Source organism: Ferdinandcohnia sp. SAFN-114 (genome assembly GCF_059415045.1).
Genome location: NZ_JBPFDQ010000009.1, coordinates 21,213 through 41,027, shown reverse-complemented (window position 1 = coordinate 41,027; position 19,815 = coordinate 21,213). Strand labels below are relative to the sequence as shown.

Genomic DNA, 19,815 nt, shown 5'->3' with positions numbered 1-19,815 from the left:
TTATAAACAACTCGAGTTGTTGCGTATGAAAGTAAAGGTGATATTAATTGGATAAATCGTCATTAATAGGTGTAATACTTGGTTTGATTGCCGTCTTTATAGGTATGGTTTTAAAAGGGGTCCCAATGACAGCTTTGATAAATCCCGCTGCCTTTTTAATTATTATTTTAGGTACGATTGCAGCAGTAACGATTGCTTTTCCTTCCAGCGAATTAAAAAGAGTACCACAATTATTTGGGATCCTATTTAAAGAAAAAAAGCTGTTAGGTGTCGAAGAATTAATTCCAATGTTCTCAAACTGGGCAACGATTGCTCGTAAAGAAGGGCTATTAGCGCTTGAAGTAAAGGTTGCTGAAGTGGATGACCCTTTCTTAAAAAACGGTTTAAGCATGGCGGTTGATGGACAAAGTGCTGAATTTATTCGCGATGTGATGACAGAAGAATTAGAAGCTATGGAAGACCGCCATTTATCTGGCGCTTCGATTTTCTCCCAAGCAGGAACATATGCCCCAACACTTGGGGTATTGGGGGCTGTTGTAGGTCTGATTGCCGCATTGGGCCATATGGACGATACAAATGCACTAGGGGAAGCTATTGCAGCTGCGTTCGTTGCAACTTTATTAGGGATTTTCACAGGTTATGTACTATGGCATCCTTTCGCAAATAAGTTAAAACAGAAATCAAAGCAGGAAATAAAAATAAAAGAAGTCATGATAGAAGGCGTTTTGTCCGTCCTTGAAGGTCAATCACCTCGAGCAATCGAACAAAAGCTTTCAATGTACCTATCAAACAAAGACCGCGAAAAGGTTTTGACTGAAGGTGAAATGATAGATGGCTAGAAAAAGAAGAAAGAAAAAACACGATGAGCACATGGATGAATCATGGCTGGTACCTTATGCGGATATTTTGACATTGTTGCTGGCGTTGTTTATCGTCCTCTTTGCTGCAAGCAATGTAGATGCGAAGAAATTTAATTCACTCAGAAGTTCCTTTAACAATGTTTTTATTGGAGGGACTTCTGTTTTGGAGTATGAGAGTCCGACACCAGTTGAAATTGATACAGTTGCAATCCAAAATGATAAAGAAAAAGAAAGAGAAAAACAAGAACAAGAAGAATTGAAAGAATTGCAAAAGAAAATTAACGGTTATATCACCGAGAGTGGTTTAGATTTAAGTCTTAAAACGCGCTTAACAGAAGAAGGTTTGCTAGTTACCATTCAGGATGGTGCCTTCTTTAATCCAGCAAGTGCAAAGGTTCGTGCAGAGGATATTAAAATTGCAAGGGAAATTTCTGAGTTGTTAGTTATGGATTCCCCTCGCAATATCATAGTAAGTGGACATACAGATACTATCCCTATTAATAATCATGAGTTTAAAAGCAACTGGCATTTAAGCGTCATGCGCTCCGTTAATTTTATGAGTATTTTATTAGAGAATGAAAAACTTGATCCAAGCCGTTTCAGTGCTCGCGGCCTTGGTGAATATGAGCCCGTTGCGACAAATGACACACCAGAAGGTCGTAGTCTAAATCGTCGTGTAGAAATATTAATCCTGCCAAATGGTGTAGAACAAGAATAAATGCGCAAGTGCCTTAAACAGCCCTGACAAGGTGGGACCCTGATGAGGGCTCAAAACTAAGCTGAACATATGTTCTCCGTGGATTATTCTCGTACATTTCTTCTGCAGCAGGTAGAGTAAAGTGACCACTAAGGGCTAGGTGTTTGAGCTGGATTACCATAAGAAAACCCCCGGACCATATCCGTGGGTTTTTCATTACCATATTACCATCCAATTATCATCAACAGTGGCTTCAATTGTTCCTCTTTTAAGGATATAGTTTGCAATTAACTCGGACATATCAAGTGGAATATCTTTAATAACTGGCTTATCCTTGAACATGACATATTCACCACCACCACCTGCACGATAGTTGTTCATGACAACATCATACTCACCTTCTGGTTGAATGGGTTCACCCTTAAAACTTAACTTTACTACTCTCTCCCCCATAGGCTTTGAAATATCAATTATATATTCAATACCCTCCCACATATCATAATTGTAATGTTGTGGCTTTGGTGTTGCGAATGAAGGGTTGACTGCTGCCTTTCCATTATCAAGAATAAAATAACTTGCACTTCTTTCTAGTGCCGCTCTTACGTCATCCCCTGTTATCCGAATGACCGTTAACGTGTTCGGATAAATATAATTGGAGACCACGTCTCTCATCGTAATATTTGAAGGAAAACCTTTCGTTATATTATTAAAAAGTGCTGTATTTGAAATCGATACCTTGGCGACATCCATCTGCACCTTGTTAATAAATTCAACAAGCGCATTATCCCTTAAGCGTGCTTTTAAAGGATCATCAATTGTCATATTTCCGATAACTTGACCAATTGGTTTGTCCAACCATTCTTGTGTCGCAACCTCATATTCATTTACTAGTTCAATTGAGCCTTCGTCTGCTTTTTTATCTTTTACGAAAATAAGTTCAGGCCTAGATTCAGAAATGGTCCACTTTTTCTCATTTTTCGTAAGGATTAGGGTAATTTTACCAATTGCCTGACCATTAAAGCTTGGCTGAACAATCGGGATGCCGTTTACTTTCCCGGCAAGGGAACGATGCTGATGGCCAGTTAATAAAAGGTCAACCCCCTCAATCTCTTTACAAATTCGGTACCCCTGATTTTCTCCTGTTATCTTTTCGGTTGGCTCACCGGTTTCCAAATCTGCTTCAAATCCACCGTGGTAGGAAACAATCATCAAATCCGGATTTTCATCATTACGGATTTTCCCCACCCAATATTTTGTTGTTTCAAATGCATCATTAAATGTTAAACCTTTAATATGTTCCGGATTCTCCCAATTCGGGATGTAATGAGTGGTTACACCCAGAATCGCAACCTTTATTCCTTCCTCAAGCTCAACCATGATATATGGCCTTCCAATAAATGGCTCCCCTTCTTCATTTACTATATTTGCAGAAAGCCATGGAAAAGTTGAATCTTTAATCGCCTGCTGTAAAACATCGATCCCATAATTGAATTCATGATTTCCAACAACAACTGCATCATATTTTAAATCATTCAATATTTTAATCATTGGATTTTGTTTATGACGACCTGATCTTACATAATAATAAGTTAAAGGTGTTCCTTGAATTAAATCTCCATTATCAATAACGATAGTATTCCTATTACGACTTCTCTCTTCTTTAATCACAGTTGCAATCTTTGTAAGTCCAAGACCAACAGGCTCATTGTTCCCATAGTTAATTGGAAAAATATTGCCGTGTACATCACTCGTTTCAAGAATGGTAATTGATATCGATTTCATTTTTTTACCTCTTTTGTATAGGGTCAATTTTAGTATACATAATTTTACCAATTTTCGGGGTTAAGAATAATAATCTTTTAACATTAAACTTTCTCCATTCACCCCTAATTAATGTACCATTAGACAGAAATTGACTACTTTTGTCAAATTTAATATGTTTCTCTTTGCCATTTTGATATAATAATTTTACAGAAAAATGGCAAGGAGAATGTGTTTGAAAATAGAATCTAAAGTTCTAAAAAATAGTCTTGTATATCTAATTATTGTAATTTTACCTACCACAATTGGTAGTATTTTATTTGCGAATTATCATTATAATACGGCTATTATTAACCAAACAGCCAAAACAAAAGAGATGGTAAACTTTCAATCTAGCTATATTGATCGGTTTATTGGAGAAACTTTAGCTAGCACCGAAACTCTTGGGATTGTCTTTGAAAACAAAAATAGTAATGAAGAGATTAAGAACATGCTACATTCAATTCATAAAAAGGATGATCGCTTTTCTGGACTATATTGGGCAAATCCAAACGGTGATATCCTTGTGTCTACTCTCGACTTAGATAATAAAGTGAACATTTCCTATCGCGAATATTTCCAACAGGCGCTTCAAACAAAACGGACAGTCATCTCATCAGGGCATAAAGGAGTAATAACTGGAAGATTTATAGTTACAATCGCCACACCCGTTATTAAATCGAATAAAGTTAAAGGAGTTGTACTCTTTAGCTTACGCCTAGATTATTTAGAAAACGTACTGAAGGTTCTTGCACCAGATGAAATTTTAAGAGTCATCGACCCGATTGGCCAGGAATTAATTACCACTAATTTAGATTCACATTCGATTGATAGCGATATCATTAGTACGGAGCTAGCTAATGTGAATTGGACAGTTGAAGCATGGCCACGAACAACATTATCGAATAAAAAGATATTTATTTTAAACTCAGTGATTTTTAGTGGTATTTTATTGATCCTTACTCATATTCTTTTTCTTCTTGGAAAATATCTTCTTCTCAAACGCCAAACTATTCGTGAGCGAGAGGAAAATGAGTTACAGAAATTAGAATTAGTCGGAACACTAGCAGCAAGTAGCGCACATGAAATAAAAAACCCTTTAACTGGGGTTAAAGGACTCATTCAATTATTAAGTGAAAAACATAAGGATCCGAACGATCAATTTTATTTTTCGGTCATTCAGCAAGAAATTACAAGGATTAATGATATTGTCAATGAGTTCTTAATCCTTGGCAAACCTACCGCAGACAAACGTAAAAGTTATGATATGAATGACATTGTGAAAGAAGTCCAACCCATTATTCAATCTGAAACAAACCTCTATAATGTGGAATTTGATTTACATCTTTCGGAAAAGCCAATGTACATCATGTGCTCAAATGATAATATTAAACAGGTTGTTTTAAATCTATCCAAAAATGCAATAGAATCGATGCAAGCAGATGGTGGCAAACTGTCAATTTCAATTCAAAAAGAGGGAAAATCTTGTATATTATCAATCACTGATACAGGTGTCGGTATTCCAAAACATATTCTTTCAAAGGTGTATACCCCATTTTTTACAAATAAGGATACTGGAACTGGCCTCGGTCTTGTGATTTGTAAAAGAATTGTCAATATGTATAACGGAACAATTAATATTGATAGTGTGGAAGGTAAAGGTACTATAGTTCAAGTACACTTGCCTTTACACGAAGATTAATTAATAACAAACCCACTTTCTCGAAAGTGGGTTTGTTGATGCTTATGGGACTAGACAGTCAAAATAGATTCGATTCTCTTAATCTCTTCAAATCCAAGTACTAGGTCAGTGGCCTTGGCATTTGCTTCAATTTGTTCCGGATTTGTCGCTCCGACAAGTGTACTCGCGATATTGTGCTGTCTTAATATCCATGACAGAGCTAATTCCGGTAAGGTGACACCTAGTTCTGTTGCAAATTCTTCAAGACGATCTAATTTAGTTGAAACAATTCCATTAATGATATTTTTCACCCACGTATTTACCTGTGAGTTTGCTCCCCTACTACCAGTTGGAATCGTACCACCTCTATACTTACCGGTTAATACCCCTTGGGCAAGCGGTGAATATACCACCTGAGAAATTCCATTTTTCTCACAAACTGGTATTATCTCATCCTCGATGTCACGATGGAGCATATTGTATTGAGGCTGATTCACAATAATTCGATCTAATAAATACTTATCTGCAATGGCTACAGCTTCCTGGATTTGAGCTGCACTCCATTCGCTTACACCAACATAAAGAATTTTTCCTTGCCTAATTAAATCGTCAATTGCTCGTAGTGTCTCATCCAGAGGAGTATCTTCGTCATAGCGGTGACAGTAAAACACATCCACATAATCTAGTTCCATGCGTTTTAAACTTGCATTCACCTGTTCAATCACGTGTTTCCTTGATAAGCCTCTATCGTTTGGACCATCACCCATCGGACCATATGCCTTAGTTGCGATAACATATGACTCTCGCGGATATTCTTTTAATGCACTTGCTACGATTCGCTCTGCTTCCCCTCGCTCATACACATTTGCCGAATCAAAAAAATTTATTCCAAGTTCATATGCTTTATGAACGGTTTTCGTTGCCATTGATTCATCAACTGTTTTCCCAAAAGTTAGCCAACTACCCAAACTAATTTCACTAACTTTAAGACCAGAACGTCCTAATCTTCTGTATTTCATGTCATGCCTCCTCCTTCAAGCGAATATTATCTTACTATTAAATTTATCAGAAATTTCAAACAAGGTAAAGCAATTGTTCAATGAAGAAAATGCTGATTTTTGTCTTGATTTACTTAAATTTATTTTGAATTTTCGCTTTACAAAATTGAAAAAAAGGTTTTTTATAGAGTAAAGGATTATATTGATTAAAATTACTTCATCGGTAAGTAACAAAGGGGAAATAAATAAAATGCTCGCAGCAAAAACACAAGCTACAAGTACTGAAAATGACGCGAATAAAACACTTTATGGGATTTTATTTATCATTGGATTTGTCCACATGCTCAATGACTCCATACAAGCGATTATTCCAGCGATGTTCCCAATTTTAGAACAATCAATGGGATTAACGTTTACGCAGCTCGGATTAATATCCTTTGCGTTACAAATTGTATCTTCAGTTGCTCAACCTGTTGTCGGTTGGTATACAGACAAAAAACCAATGCCATTTGCCTTGCCAATTGGATTAACCTCTACTTTTTTTGGAGTCATTGGCCTCGCATTTGCACCTAACTTTTTAACGATCATTCTTTCAGTTCTATTTATTGGAATAGGTTCAGCTATTTTCCACCCCGAAGGGTCCCGTGTTGCCTACATGAGTGCAGGTAACAGACGTGGATTGGCACAATCGATTTATCAAGTTGGGGGGAATTCAGGTCAAGCTCTGGCACCTGTCATTACTGCTTTAATCCTTGTACCACTAGGACAATTTGGGGCCATTTGGTTTTCATTAGTTGCTGCGCTTGCAGTCGGACTACTTATATATATTGCTAAATGGTATTCTAAAACACTAAAAACAGTTGAGCTTCAAAAGAAAGTAAAAAAGGCCATTTCAGCTGCTCCGCGAAACATGAAAGCTGTCAAATTCGCATTAGTTGTTCTCGTGCTATTTGTATTTGCTCGAACATGGTACATGTCAAGCATCACAAATTTTTACTCATTTTATGTAATTGAAAAATATGGTTACAGCATTTCACAAGCACAAATATTTATTTTCTTATTCTTAGCCACAGGGGCCTTAGGAACATTCTTTGGGGGACCATTGGCTGATAAATTCGGTAAACGAAATGTCATCATTGTTTCTCTATTAGGTACAGCACCATTAGCACTGATTCTCCCGTTTGTTGGTCCTCATGTGGCAATCGTGCTCGTTACAGTTATTGGGTTTATGCTACTATCAAGCTTCTCTGTTACTGTTGTCTATGCTCAAGAATTAGTTCCAGGAAAAATCGGAATGATGTCAGGATTAATTGTTGGCCTCGCCTTCGGTATGGGGGCTATAGGCGGCGTTGGGATTGGTGCTATCATCGACGCAATCGGGTTAACACCAACCATCATTATGATGGGCTTCCTTCCATTGTTAGGATTATTGGCCTTCCTATTACCTACTGATCATAAGCTTAATGAGTGGAATAATGCAGGATAACACAATTTTCAGGACGCGTATGCGTCCTTTTTTATTGAGTCTTGGCATAACCTTGCAAATTCCTCTTCCCTTCGCAAAAAAATAAACAATCCATTTTCATGAATTGTTTGGTAGGTTATATTTTTTATGATTGTGATTTATAGCTGACTTTTTGAAGTAAGAAAAATAACATGACTCTCTTTAAAAACTGACGAAAAAGTGAATGGTTTCGTTCTGCTGTTTCTGCTCGTTGATAGATATTTATAAGTTCATCAAGTTCTTGACTACATTCAATTGTTTCATTACTTGTAAACCCCGTACTATTAGCGATAGCAATCATTTCTTCTCTTTTTCTATTAATATCCTCTAATAGTATCTGTTTGTAATCTATACGTCTAGTTTCCAAAACTTCCACTCCTTTATTCACACGTTAGAAAATTCTAACGCCGCATACAACTATCGTATGCCAACCAATACTACCTTTGGTGCATGCTGAGTTGCTACTCTATGAATTATTACAAAATCTACTATTTATGTAAATAGATTCGCAAAAATAGACATTTTTTTCTTAAAAAAATTTACAAATTTGTGTACGAAATCGCTTCCAAGCTGCCATTCAACCTTTTTCGACAATCGAAATAATACAGGAACCGACATAAACTTCAATAGAAAAACCTACAGGAATTCACCCATAGGTTAAAATTTTTCTTATTTAATTCGATCGATATGTGTAACACGGAATTCTTTCGTTTCGAGCTTCCTTTTGATAGCTTGAATCTTATCCTCTCCAAGAGTTCCCGGTAGATTTAGGATAATGCGACGGAGGTATTTTTCACCATTATCCAGAGTTAACATTCCATCTATGTTAACGTCACGGATTAGAGATACAAGATCTTTTATCGCACCTTTATGTTCAATCGTAGCAATTGTTAGAGTATATCCACCTGTCCGCATACCAAATGAATCCTCAAGGACATCCATAACATTAGAATGTGTAATAATTCCAAGAAATTCTTTCTCGGAGTTAAGCACCGCAATAAACGGCAAACGACGAATTGTTAAAAATGTTTTAAAGAAGGAATCCTCATCGTAAACAAATGCATCCTTACTTTCGACAAGGGTAAGAATACTTCCATTTGCATCTCCATTCTTTTCATAGAGGTACTCTAAAATGTCAACTTTATAAATTAAACCTTCAAATGTTGTACCATTTTTTGACAATACCGGCACAGACCGATATCCTGTTTCATTTAAAAATTGAAGTGCTTGTTGGACGGTAAAATCGTCGTTACAATATTTTACATCTGATTTTTCAACAAAATTATAGCGAATTTTCATAGTCTCCACTCCTCTTACAGTAGAAAGAATTCCCAACTACCTATAGTATATGCATCAGAATATTTCTTTTTCCAATGAACAAAAATGTAACATATTTACACTAATGTGTAAAGAATATTCTAAACATTTTGATATAAAAAAGCTTTATGGAAAATACCATAAAGCTCCTTCTATTCCTATTTTGTACCTGTAAACTCTGGGTCTTGGAATGGATGAGCTACCCAACCAGTTGGATCAATAAATAATCGAACTGCTACGACCTCACGATCATCCATTAGTGTGAAAAAGTGTGGTGTGTCAACAGGAACAGAAATAACATCCCCTGCCTCTAATTCAACATCAAAGTAGCCAGTATCGCCACTTCCTTTAATAATGAAAATTCCATGTCCTGCTACGATTGCACGTACTTCATCTTCTGTATGAACATGTACTTGTTCAAATTTCTTTAAAAGCTCATCAAGATTAGGAGTAGCATCGGACAATGCGATGACATCCCATTTTTGATATCCGTTACGCTCACCAAGTGATTTGATTTCTGCTTCGTAAATCGATAGGATTTGATCTTTTTGCTCATCCGTAATTCTACAATTTCCTCTTAATTCCTCTGGTATTTTGTTAGTATCCCAATGTTCATAAAGGACACCTTGTTCTTCTAAAAATGCTGCTACCTCTTCTTGTTCCTCTAGTCTCTCACCTGTATTACGTAATTTAATATTTGCCATTTTTCTCACCTCGTGAATTTTTTATACCCTTAAAGGGGCTAATGCTAATAGTTTTAAATGATAGCTAAAAAGAAACTCATATGCTTCTAAATGTTTTTTTGCATCAAATGCATTGTTAGCCCAGACAGTGATTCCATGGTTTCGGATCAGTACGGCGCCAAAGTCGCTAGTGACATACTTGCCAAAATTTCTTGCAAGTGTAGGGATATCAGCATCATTTTGGATGATTGGTATTCTAATTTCTGAATCCACATCCCATAAACCAAGCGCTTTAATAATTTCCTGCCCCTTGAATACAACTTCTCCTTTGTCAGCATATAGTTCAGAAATGACATTATTATCAACTGTATGAACATGAAGACTACAACCTGCATTTGTTTTGTTATAGATTTCAACATGCAGAAGTGTTTCTGCCGAAGGCTTCAAGTGAGTAGGAGTAACTGGATAACCTGCTTCATCCACTAATAAAAAGTCCTCATCAGTTCTTTTCTTTTTATCTTTGCCACTTGCTGTAACAAGAAATGTGATAGGATTGTCGGATACTTTTATGGAAAGATTTCCACTTGTCCCCATAAACCAATCACGCGCTGCAAGTTCATCTTTTATATCTGCAAGCTCTGTCCATTGCTTAATTCGAAGCATTTGTTAGAACCTCCTTTTTTAGAATCTCTATTACATCAAAAAAGGAATGGAATGAAGAATGATTAATTCCAAGTTCTTCACATTTTTGGACAAGAAAATCTCTAGCAATGACCTTGTCTCCAAGTTTAGCCGCTTGAAGATCTGTAATGGAATCACCAATAACGATCTTAAAATCGTCCTGATTTGCAAACTTACGAATCAACGTTGGCTTGCAACAGCCACACTCGTTTGTGCACTCATCATCACAAGTGTATGGCCATACAATCTTTATTTTTTCATTTGTAAAATCGGATCTGTTACAGTAAATTTGCTCTTTTGGAACGAGTCCGTCAAGCAATGGCTCTACAAAAAAATCAATCCCACCGCTGACAATGTATAAGGGAATTTCCTCTTCTTTTGTAAACGCAACAAATTCCTTAAATCCTTCTCGTATTTCTGCATGGTTGAGTATATAGTCTGTAATTTCCTTACGCGATGCTGATGGTAAAAGCGCAAACATTCTACTCACTCCCAACTGTATCGGGATTGTTTGTAAGAGAACTTGGTCCTTGATCTCCTCCCATGCAGGGGGAGCAAATCTTTTCATGATGGCAATAATGTTATCAGTATTCGTGATTGTACCATCAAAATCACAGAAGATAATTGGTTTATTCATTTTTATACCTCTTTATATCCCCATAATTCAATTGCCTTTTTAAGCTCAGGGCTATTTTTTGCAAATTCAATAAGTGTCTTTCCACCTAGTACTGCATCAACTGCAGCATTAAAGGCCATTCCGCCCCCAATTGCACCATCAGGATGTCCGTGAACACCGCCACCGGCATTGATGACACTATCTTTTCCAAAATCATTGATTAGTAGTGGCACTAGGCCTGGATGGATTCCGGCTGAAGGAACAGGAAATGTTGGTTTAAATACCTCATCATTTTTTGTTAACTCTTCTGCAATTGCTAGTGTCTGTTCTCTTTCAAGCGCAACACTACCATATGGTGAAGGGAACAAGACAAGATCTGCCCCAGCATATCTAAGTAATTTTCCTAGTAATAGCTTATTAGAAAATCCGTAAAACTCAGAAGGAGTGAGTGTCCCACTTACAGCTGGATGGGCCATAATTGGTATTGAAATTTGCGGGTCTTCTGCTAAACTTTGAAGTACATCAATTCCGTAAGCAAAAACATTAAACAATAGTAGGTCAGCACCTAACTCTACTGCCTTCCTAGCTTTTTCCCTTAATTCGAATGTTCTTCCGGTTAAGTTTACAGCGTAAAGTGCCCGTTGTCCGGTTTCTTTGAACACATCTTCAAGTACCTTTTTCCCTTCAGTGATTCTTGTTTCCAAAGGTGTTAACGTGTTCTCAAAGAGTATTTCATCATCCTTGATGATATTCACACTACCGAGTGCCTGCTCACGAAGCTGATCCTTGAGATAGGCTATGTCTCTTCCAATGACCCCTTTAAAAATACTCATTACCAGCGGTCTATTATATACTCCAAGTTTTGCACGAATGCCTTCAATTCCAAATTTCGGACCAGGGAATGTGGATTTTAATTCACTAGAAAACTCCAAATCTAATAGTTTAACTTCCCCATCCAAGGAAAGCTTACCAAAGGTAGTTGTTAAAACAGCCGGTAGGTCTGCACTAAAATTAGCGCTTGGGTATGCTATTCTAATAATTCCCTTTTTTACTTGCTTTCCTAAATATTGACTTGCTCTGTTGTCTGAATCTAAATGCTCGACACTTATTACTATACCTTTATGCTTTTTAAGTTGGTTTTGTTCTATTTTTGGTAAATTTGTCCAAGAGCCGATTGTTAAGCCGAGTGCGATACCTTCAGCTTTTTTCACTAAGTTGTCCCCGGTGTCATGCACCAAATACGTAGCAATCACTTCACTCATTTTTCAACCCTCATTTCAAAATGTTCCATAAGACGAAAAAAACCTCTTCATAAGAAGAGGTTAGCAAACTAACATCTTCTTATCTCTCAGCTTAATGCTGCAAGAATTAGCACCGTGCTTACAATTTGTAAGTCGGTTGCCGGGCTTCACTGGGCTAGTCCCTCCACCTGCTCTTAATAAGAAAATAGATTCTATTATTATATTGAGCCATGTTTTAAGTAAGCTCAATCTAAATTTAATTTTTACGAAATTGAATTTAATTAGGATTATGACAGGAATTATTTTTCTTGTCAAACATTTTTTAACTTTTAAATTTTAATGGTTATTTAAACAAGTTTAGTTTTTTAATTCGATTTGCAGCTTCAACAAGTCTATTTTCGTCAGTTAAAAGACCAACACGTACATATCGATCGCCATATTCACCAAAGCCGATTCCTGGTGCTACAGCAACATGAGCTTTTTCTAGTAATAGGTCTGCAAAACTAACTGATGTGTAACCTTTAGGTACAGGTAACCATGCGAAAAATGAGCCTTCAGGTGCGTTCACATCCCATCCGATGTCTTTTAAGGCACCAATGAATGCATTCCGTCTTGATTCATATTTGTCTACTAATTCTTTTACACAGTCCTGTGACTCGGTCAGTGCGGCTGCAGCTGCTACTTGAACGGGACTGAACAAACTCACGTACATATGGTCTTGAATTAGATTTATTGCTTCAATTACACTTGGGTTTCCAACCGCAAAGCCCACTCTCCAGCCTGCCATATTATAGGTTTTTGAAAGTGTGTACATTTCAATACCGATATCTTTGGCACCTTCAACTTCCAAAAAGCTGATCGGCTTTTTCCCCTCATATCCAATCGCACCATATGCAAAATCATGTACCACACAAATATTATGTTCTTTCGAAAAAGAAATTGTATCTTCAAAAAATTCTTTCGTTGCAATAGCCCCTGTTGGGTTATTCGGGTAATTTAAGAACATTACCTTTGCTTTTTCAAGCTTTTCTGAATCAATTTCTGTGTAATCTGGTAGAAAGTAATTCTCTTCTTTCAGAGGCATATAGGCCATTTCAGCTCTTGCAAGCTCAACACCTGACCAATAGTCTGGATAACCAGGGTCAGGTACTAATGCAACATCCCCAGGATTTAATAGACATTGTGGAATCTCTACCAATCCAGCCTTTCCACCAAATAAAATCGCGATTTCTGTTTCAGGGTCAAGTTCAACACCATATTCACGTTGGTAAAATTCTGCCGCTGCCTTCTTTAAGAATGTATGGCCACGAAATGGAGAATACTTATGAAATTTAGGCTGATCGGCAGCCTTTTTAAGAGCTTCAACAATATGTTGAGGTGTTGGTTGGTCAGGATTCCCCTGACCTAAATTTATTACATCATGCCCTTGGGCAACTACATTGTTCACCTTAGCTACAAGAGAAGCAAAAAACTGTTTCGGTAATTTTTGCAGGGTTTCAGATTGTTGGAAATTTTTCATATCTACACCTTCTTCAAAATACTTGAAATACTAACCAAAAATAATATATTGTTAGAGTTAACTTGTAAAGTATTATTTTCACTGGGAGGATACCAAATGAATCTTAAAATTGCTTGTATACAGTATGATATTCAATTCGGTAAACCGCAAGAGAATTTTGCCCAAATTTCTAAAGAAATCGAAAAGACAATGAATCAGGACAAACCTGATATTATCATCCTTCCAGAGCTTTGGACGACTGGATATGATTTAACAAGATTAGATGAAATTGCAGATGAAAATGGCGATGAAACAAAAACGTTTATAAAAACCTTAGCAAAACAATACTCTGTAAATATTGTAGCAGGCTCTGTAGCCAAAAAGACGGAGCAAGGTGTGACAAATACGATGTTTGTCTTTAATCGAGACGGAGAATTGCTAAGTGAATACAGCAAACTACATTTATTCAAGCTAATGGATGAACATTTGTATTTAAAGGCCGGTGAAGCAAAAGGCGATTTCATAATTGAAAATGTACCAGCAGCTGGTGTGATTTGTTACGACATTCGCTTCCCAGAATGGATTCGTGCACATACAACAAGTGGCGCAGAAGTTTTATTCGTGGTAGCAGAATGGCCACTTCCTCGCCTTGAGCATTGGCGAACATTACTCCTTAGTCGAGCGATTGAAAATCAGTGCTATGTTGTTGCATGTAATTGTGTTGGAAGTAATCCTAATAATGAATTCGGAGGTCATTCGATGGTTATCGACCCTTGGGGAAACATTATTGCTGAAGCAGGTACTGAAAGCACAACTCTAGTTGGAGAAATCGACCTTAGCAAGGTAAAAGAGGTGAGAAAACAAATTCCTATCTTCCAGGATCGTCGTCCTAATTTTTATCATTCATAGAAATAAAAATATATTGACAATTATGTACATTCGTTGATATCATTCTCTTCAGTATCAACATATAATAGAATATCAATTAATTTGATCTCTTATCAAGAGTAGGCAGAGGGACTTGGCCCGATGAAGCCCAGCAACCGACCGTAAATCCATCGCAAGGTGGGGCGCTATTTTTTAGCGCTGGGGAAACCCACAAGGCACGGTGCTAATTCCAGCAGGAAGTGAATAACTTTATTCAGTCATGCTTAAAACCAGACTGAATAAAGTTATAGCCTCCGGCGGATGCAACAGATTTTCAAAGGTAAATTTTCGAGCAAGCTCGAAAAAATCTGTGCGCAAATTCGCTGAAGGCTCATTTGATCTTCTTGGCAGATAAGAGGTGCGAAGCCGTGTCTTCAAGCCTCTTTCAATGAAAGAGGCTTTTCCGTTTTTAGAAAAGCCTCCACACTATTAAATAATACTTCTGGAGGAATATAAATATGTCAATTTCATATCAATCGATTTACGAACCATTAACAGAAAGCACTGCGGTGGCATTGGCCATTCGTTTAGGTTTGTTTGAAGAAGGAACATTTTTAAAATGCAGAGAAATTGGGGATGGAAATTTAAATCTAGTTTTCCATATCACCGAAGAAGAAGGAAATGGCATTATTATTAAGCAAGCTTTACCATATGCAAAGGTGGTTGGTGAAAGCTGGCCATTATCTTTAAAGCGAGCAACAATTGAAGCAAATGCATTATTAGCAGCAGCTGATTATGTGCCAACTCTTGTACCAAAGGTTTATTATTCTGATGAGATTCTAGCTATTACTGTGATGGAAGACCTCTCCCACTTGCAAATCTCAAGAGCAGGTCTCATTGAAGGTAAAAACTTCCCGCTTTTATCTGAGCATATTGGAACATTTTTAGCTAAAACATTATTTTACACTTCAGACTTTGGACTAGAGCCATCGAAGAAAAAAATATTGGTTCAAAAATTTATAAATCCTGACCTTTGTAAAATTACGGAGGATCTTGTTTTTACAGATCCATTTTTCGATATCGATACAAATAGTTTCGAAGAGGAATTACAGAATGATGTTGAACAAATTTGGGCTGACCAACCGCTGAAGCTTGAAATTGCAAAGTTAAAGCAGAAGTTCTTAACTCAAGCAGATGCTCTATTACATGGCGATTTACACACAGGAAGTATATTCGCTAGTGAAACTGAGACGAAAGTTATTGATCCTGAATTTGCCTATTTTGGCCCACTCGGTTTTGATATCGGGCAATTTATTGCAAATCTATTATTAAATGCAATTTCAAGAGATTCTGAGTACCGTGAGCCATTATACGAACATATCAAAAGAACATGGGAAGTGTTTTCCTGGACTTTCTCAGACCTTTGGAAAAATGAAGCGGTTGAACTTTATCGTGATACGGAAGGTTATTTGGAATATGTTCTTGAGCAAACTTTTGAAGATGCAATTGGTTTTGCTGGCTGTGAAGTGATACGTCGAACAATCGGCCTTGCACATGTTGCTGACTTAGATGGCATTGAAAGCATTGAACAAAAAATCGCAACTAAACAGCATGCACTACGTTTAGGAAAAGAATTAATAAAAGAACGCAAGTCAATCAAGGAACTTGGAACTCTACGAAACTATGTAGAAAAAACAGCTAAGGAGTGACAACATGACATACACAAAAAAAGTTCCTCAATCTGTTCAGTGGAATGAAACACATATCAAACTATTAGATCAAACAAAGCTTCCGTTGGAAACTGTATTTATCGACCTTTTTTCAATTGAGGATGTTTGGGACAGTATTACCACATTAAAAGTCCGTGGAGCTCCAGCAATAGGAATTACTGCTGCGTTTGGTTTAGCATTGTCTGCTCAAGGCTATGATGTAACATCCATACAAGAATTCAAGGAAAGACTCCAAAAAGATAAAGAATACTTAGCAAGCTCACGCCCTACCGCTGTAAATCTAATTTGGGCATTAAACCGTCTAGTTGCAAGTATCGAAGCTTTAAAGTCAGTGAATGAAGCAAAAACAACACTTGTCCATGAGGCGATTCGAATTCAAGCAGAAGATGAAGGGGTTTGCCGCCAAATTGGTGAATATGCACTTTCTCTATTCAAAGATGGATTCAAGGTGTTGACAATATGTAATGCGGGTTCAATCGCAACAGCTCGTTATGGAACTGCACTAGCACCATTCCATCTTGCTGCACAACAAGGCATTAATCTATCAGTCTATGCATCTGAGACAAGGCCAGTATTACAAGGAGCTCGGTTAACAACTTGGGAACTACTTCAGTCAGGAGTGGATGTAACACTCATTACGGACAATATGGCCGCCCATACAATTTTGGAAAAAGGCATTGATGCGATCATTGTAGGTGCTGATCGAATTACAGCAAATGGGGATACTGCCAATAAAATCGGAACATTCAATTTGGGGGTTTTAGCAAAAACATTTGGTATTCCTTTTTATGTCGCGGCACCTCTTTCTACGTTTGACGTGACATTGGAAAGTGGAAAAGAAATTCCGATTGAGGAACGAAATCCAGAAGAAGTGACTCATTTGGGTGGTGTTCGCGTCGCACCAGAAGAAGTAAAAGTATACAATCCAGCGTTTGATGTTACACCAAATGAACTTATTACAGCCATTATTACGGAAAAAGGAATTTTACAAGGTGAGCTAAGAACGGAAATCCAGCAGGTGTTTGAAAGATAATAGATTATAAGAAAATCCAGTGTGAAGGCACACTGGATTTTTGATTTGAAAGATCTTTAAAACACGCCTTCCAATTCCAACAATTTTTCTTTTAAATCTGTTCGTGTACCAGAGTATCCCGTCAATGACTTGTCTTTTCCAATTACACGGTGGCATGGAATTACAATCGGAATTGGATTTTTCCTGTTGGCTTGTCCAACCGCACGAACGGCTTTTGGATTATCAATGGCATCCGCAATATCCGCGTAACAGCGAGTTTCACCGTATGGAATATTTAAAAGTTCATTCCACACCTGTTCTTGAAACACTGTACCACGAAATTTAATTGGGAGGCTGAATATCTTTCGTTCCCCGCTAAAATATTCCTCAAGCTGATTTTTAATTTTAACGATAGTAGCATCATCCGGAGCATAGGAAGCATCGTACTTTTTATTAGCCACCTCCCAGTCCTCTTCAGAAAGTGAGATGTCCACTAATTCCATTTCATAGGCAAGGATATAAATGGTTCCAAATATATCGGTTTTCATTTCACTATATTTATACATCGCGCAGTACTCCCTTCTCTACTTTTATTTTACAAAACCCTGAAACATTTTGGAAATCCTATATTTTCTAAATAGAAAGCCAGTGCTTTGATTAGTGCACTGGCTTATCCGCCTTATAGTTTGAATTTAGTAATCATGGTGTTTAGTCTATTTGCTAAATGAGATAACAGCTCTGAATGGTCAGAAATTGTTTCCATCGTACTCGTGGTCTGTTGAACGGAGGCAGACGTTTGTTCAACTCCAGCTGCTGACTGCTCTGAAACTGCAGCAATATTATCAATCGATACATTCATTTCCACCGTATTACTTGTAATTGTATCAAGATTTTCTGAGATCGTTTGGATACGCTTAACCATGTCTGTAACAGCATCATAAATATCTTGGAACGTTTGACCAGTTATTTGAATTTGTTTGGACCCTTCATCTACCTGACTGTATCCATTTAATAAACCCTGAGCAACTGAATTTGATTCCTTTTGAATGCTATTTACAATTTCAGTAATGTCTTTAACTGAATGAGATACTTGTTCAGCTAATTTCCGGACCTCATCTGCAACAACTGCAAATCCTCTTCCATGTTCTCCTGCTCGTGCTGCTTCAATTGCTGCATTAAGTGCCAACAGATTCGTTTGATCTGCAATATCTCGGATGACCTTAACAAGGGTAGATATTTGTTTTGTTTGTTCGTCTAGTCCTTTTACCTTTTCGACGGAAAATTGCATGATGTTGTTTATTTTATTCATTTGCTCTGTTGAGGCACTCATATATTCATGGCCCTTTTTCGTCATATCCAATACGTTTTGTGACGACTCATTGATTTGGATTCCACTTTGATTTGCTGTCTTAATTTTCTCAGCATAATCATCCATCATTTTAGCTAATTGTGTAGAGGAGTTAGCCTGCTCTTCAGCCCCTGTTGATAACTCTTGGACGGTAGACGCAATTTGCTGGCTCGCTGCTTTCACTTCACTTGACGAGATCATTAATTCGGAACTCTTTGTAGTTACTTGCTCGGAAACCGTTGTAATTTCGCGAATCATCGACCGAAGGCTTTCATTCATTACGTTCAATGACTTGCTGAGCAACCCTATTTCATCATGTCCTTTCACTTGAATGACATCGACATTTAGGTTACCCTCTGCAATTCGATTCGAAATTCCAATCAATTTTTTAAGCTGCTTTCCAATATTTCTACCGATTATCACTAGGCTTAAAATAGCAATTATCGTCGATATGACTATTGAAACAAGTAAAACAATAGCCGTTCCAGTTACATTCGAATTTGCTACTGTAATGGCACGTTCACTTTTTACTTTCATGTTCGCTCTCATCTGATCCAATTGTCTGACAGTATCTTTAATTATTTGTTCAGCTTCCTTACTAGCTTCTATTGAACTAAGCTTATTTGCCGAGACAACCGCTGGAAAAACTTTCTCATCAAATAAAGTGGTGAGCTTTTGCTTATTTTCTCCAACCTTGTTATAATGCTGAAGCTCTATAGTTGTTAGAGAAGGCTTAAGTTCATCAGATAATTTGTCATATCGTTTACTTAAATCTTGAAATGCTGTAACGTGTTTTCCATTACTATCTTGTATGTAAATACTAATCTCGCTTCCTAGCTGGTTGAAAACACTAGCAATTTCAGTAATCATTATGGATTGCTCGCCGCTTTTTTTCACTTCTTTCATTTCATTATTTACTTGATGCAGCTGTACAAAAATGACTAATGCCGATAAACAAAATAAAAGAATGGTAATCGTAAATGCCACTCCATATTTATTACCAATCTTCAAATTATGCCACCATGCTGCTAGTTTTGTTGGTAACTTTCTATGTTCGTTCTTTTCCCGTTTCTCCCTTATTGACCCCTTCAAGAGCCTACCCCCTTGTTTACTTCTTTTCTCTATTTTAGATATTTCGACAAAATCTCTGTTTCGCTATTCTTTATTATAGTAGAAATTATCGGACTTTGGAATGAATTCTGAGAATTAAACTAAGGAATATTCACTTGTATTTGGTGCAAGTAGCCTCATGTGGTAGAATATATTAGTTAATCATAGTGTT

Annotated in this window: 18 protein-coding genes and 2 riboswitches; of the genes, 7 read left to right on the top strand and 11 right to left on the bottom strand. The window is 37.1% G+C overall.

Annotation, left to right across the window (positions count from 1 at the left end; genetic code table 11):
* Positions 1 to 47 precede the first annotated feature (47 nt).
* Together motA and motB are read left to right on the top strand one after the other, a co-directional pair.
* Positions 48 to 839, top strand: a complete 792-nt coding sequence (gene motA, locus ACR65M_RS04575) for a flagellar motor stator protein MotA (protein ID WP_121445294.1) — start codon at positions 48 to 50, stop codon at positions 837 to 839.
* Positions 832 to 1,578: a flagellar motor protein MotB gene (gene motB / locus ACR65M_RS04570; protein ID WP_341332231.1), complete on the top strand. Its 747-nt coding sequence runs from the start codon at positions 832 to 834 to the stop codon at positions 1,576 to 1,578. The genes motA and motB overlap by 8 nt, the downstream gene beginning before the upstream one ends.
* 195 nt (positions 1,579 to 1,773) lie before the next feature.
* Here the strand turns inward: motB and ACR65M_RS04565 are convergent, their stop codons facing one another.
* A complete protein-coding gene (locus ACR65M_RS04565) occupies positions 1,774 to 3,339 on the bottom strand; it encodes a bifunctional metallophosphatase/5'-nucleotidase (protein WP_440272676.1) in 1,566 nt (521 codons plus the stop codon).
* 214 nt (positions 3,340 to 3,553) lie between these two features.
* Between ACR65M_RS04565 and ACR65M_RS04560 the strand changes: the two genes are divergently transcribed.
* Positions 3,554 to 5,059 carry an ATP-binding protein gene (locus tag ACR65M_RS04560; protein WP_341332233.1) on the top strand — a complete coding sequence of 502 codons (1,506 nt, stop codon included), beginning with the start codon at positions 3,554 to 3,556 and terminating at the stop codon, positions 5,057 to 5,059.
* Positions 5,060 to 5,109: 50 nt separating this feature from the next.
* Here ACR65M_RS04560 and ACR65M_RS04555 read toward each other — a convergent pair whose 3' ends face one another.
* Positions 5,110 to 6,057, bottom strand: coding sequence for an aldo/keto reductase (locus tag ACR65M_RS04555; protein WP_121445298.1), 948 nt, complete (start codon positions 6,055 to 6,057; stop codon positions 5,110 to 5,112).
* 229 nt (positions 6,058 to 6,286) lie between these two features.
* Between ACR65M_RS04555 and ACR65M_RS04550 the strand changes: the two genes are divergently transcribed.
* Positions 6,287 to 7,522: an MFS transporter gene (locus ACR65M_RS04550; protein WP_121445299.1), complete on the top strand. Its 1,236-nt coding sequence runs from the start codon at positions 6,287 to 6,289 to the stop codon at positions 7,520 to 7,522.
* Positions 7,523 to 7,646: 124 nt separating this feature from the next.
* Here the strand turns inward: ACR65M_RS04550 and ACR65M_RS04545 are convergent, their stop codons facing one another.
* The 7 genes from ACR65M_RS04545 to ACR65M_RS04515 all read right to left on the bottom strand — a co-directional run bounded on the left by ACR65M_RS04545 (position 7,647) and on the right by ACR65M_RS04515 (position 13,597).
* Positions 7,647 to 7,907 carry a Spo0E family sporulation regulatory protein-aspartic acid phosphatase gene (locus ACR65M_RS04545; protein ID WP_121445300.1) on the bottom strand — a complete coding sequence of 87 codons (261 nt, stop codon included), beginning with the start codon at positions 7,905 to 7,907 and terminating at the stop codon, positions 7,647 to 7,649.
* A gap of 302 nt (positions 7,908 to 8,209) precedes the next feature.
* Positions 8,210 to 8,839 (bottom strand): cyclic di-AMP binding protein CbpA, encoded by a 630-nt coding sequence (gene cbpA, locus ACR65M_RS04540; protein ID WP_121445301.1) that lies wholly within the window; start codon positions 8,837 to 8,839, stop codon positions 8,210 to 8,212.
* A gap of 176 nt (positions 8,840 to 9,015) precedes the next feature.
* Entirely contained in the window at positions 9,016 to 9,561 is a 546-nt protein-coding gene (gene mtnD / locus ACR65M_RS04535) for an acireductone dioxygenase (RefSeq protein ID WP_440272675.1), read from the bottom strand.
* A 21-nt stretch (positions 9,562 to 9,582) separates the two neighbouring features.
* Positions 9,583 to 10,203, bottom strand: a complete 621-nt coding sequence (locus ACR65M_RS04530) for a methylthioribulose 1-phosphate dehydratase (protein ID WP_121445303.1) — start codon at positions 10,201 to 10,203, stop codon at positions 9,583 to 9,585.
* A complete protein-coding gene (locus ACR65M_RS04525; protein WP_121445304.1) occupies positions 10,190 to 10,858 on the bottom strand; it encodes a 2-hydroxy-3-keto-5-methylthiopentenyl-1-phosphate phosphatase in 669 nt (222 codons plus the stop codon). The genes ACR65M_RS04530 and ACR65M_RS04525 overlap by 14 nt, the downstream gene beginning before the upstream one ends.
* A 2-nt stretch (positions 10,859 to 10,860) precedes the next feature.
* Entirely contained in the window at positions 10,861 to 12,099 is a 1,239-nt protein-coding gene (mtnW, locus tag ACR65M_RS04520; RefSeq protein WP_440272674.1) for a 2,3-diketo-5-methylthiopentyl-1-phosphate enolase, read from the bottom strand.
* A gap of 76 nt (positions 12,100 to 12,175) precedes the next feature.
* Positions 12,176 to 12,282, bottom strand: a riboswitch (SAM riboswitch).
* A gap of 139 nt (positions 12,283 to 12,421) precedes the next feature.
* Entirely contained in the window at positions 12,422 to 13,597 is a 1,176-nt protein-coding gene (locus tag ACR65M_RS04515; protein ID WP_440272673.1) for a pyridoxal phosphate-dependent aminotransferase, read from the bottom strand.
* 96 nt (positions 13,598 to 13,693) lie between these two features.
* On the opposite strand from ACR65M_RS04515, the gene ACR65M_RS04510 reads away from it, so the two are divergent.
* From ACR65M_RS04510 to mtnA, 3 genes are all read left to right on the top strand, one after another.
* Positions 13,694 to 14,485, top strand: a complete 792-nt coding sequence (locus tag ACR65M_RS04510; RefSeq protein WP_121445307.1) for a carbon-nitrogen family hydrolase — start codon at positions 13,694 to 13,696, stop codon at positions 14,483 to 14,485.
* 86 nt (positions 14,486 to 14,571) lie between these two features.
* Positions 14,572 to 14,706: riboswitch (SAM riboswitch) on the top strand.
* Positions 14,707 to 14,961: 255 nt separating this feature from the next.
* Positions 14,962 to 16,152 carry an S-methyl-5-thioribose kinase gene (gene mtnK / locus ACR65M_RS04505; protein ID WP_341332236.1) on the top strand — a complete coding sequence of 397 codons (1,191 nt, stop codon included), beginning with the start codon at positions 14,962 to 14,964 and terminating at the stop codon, positions 16,150 to 16,152.
* Positions 16,153 to 16,156: 4 nt separating this feature from the next.
* On the top strand, positions 16,157 to 17,206 hold the full coding sequence (mtnA, locus tag ACR65M_RS04500; protein ID WP_440272672.1) for an S-methyl-5-thioribose-1-phosphate isomerase: 1,050 nt from the start codon (positions 16,157 to 16,159) through the stop codon (positions 17,204 to 17,206).
* A 56-nt stretch (positions 17,207 to 17,262) separates the two neighbouring features.
* Here the strand turns inward: mtnA and ACR65M_RS04495 are convergent, their stop codons facing one another.
* Positions 17,263 to 17,751, bottom strand: coding sequence for a methylated-DNA--[protein]-cysteine S-methyltransferase (locus ACR65M_RS04495; protein WP_440272671.1), 489 nt, complete (start codon positions 17,749 to 17,751; stop codon positions 17,263 to 17,265).
* A 113-nt stretch (positions 17,752 to 17,864) separates the two neighbouring features.
* Positions 17,865 to 19,625 (bottom strand): methyl-accepting chemotaxis protein, encoded by a 1,761-nt coding sequence (locus ACR65M_RS04490; RefSeq protein WP_440272670.1) that lies wholly within the window; start codon positions 19,623 to 19,625, stop codon positions 17,865 to 17,867.
* Between the last annotated feature and the right edge of the window lie 190 nt (positions 19,626 to 19,815).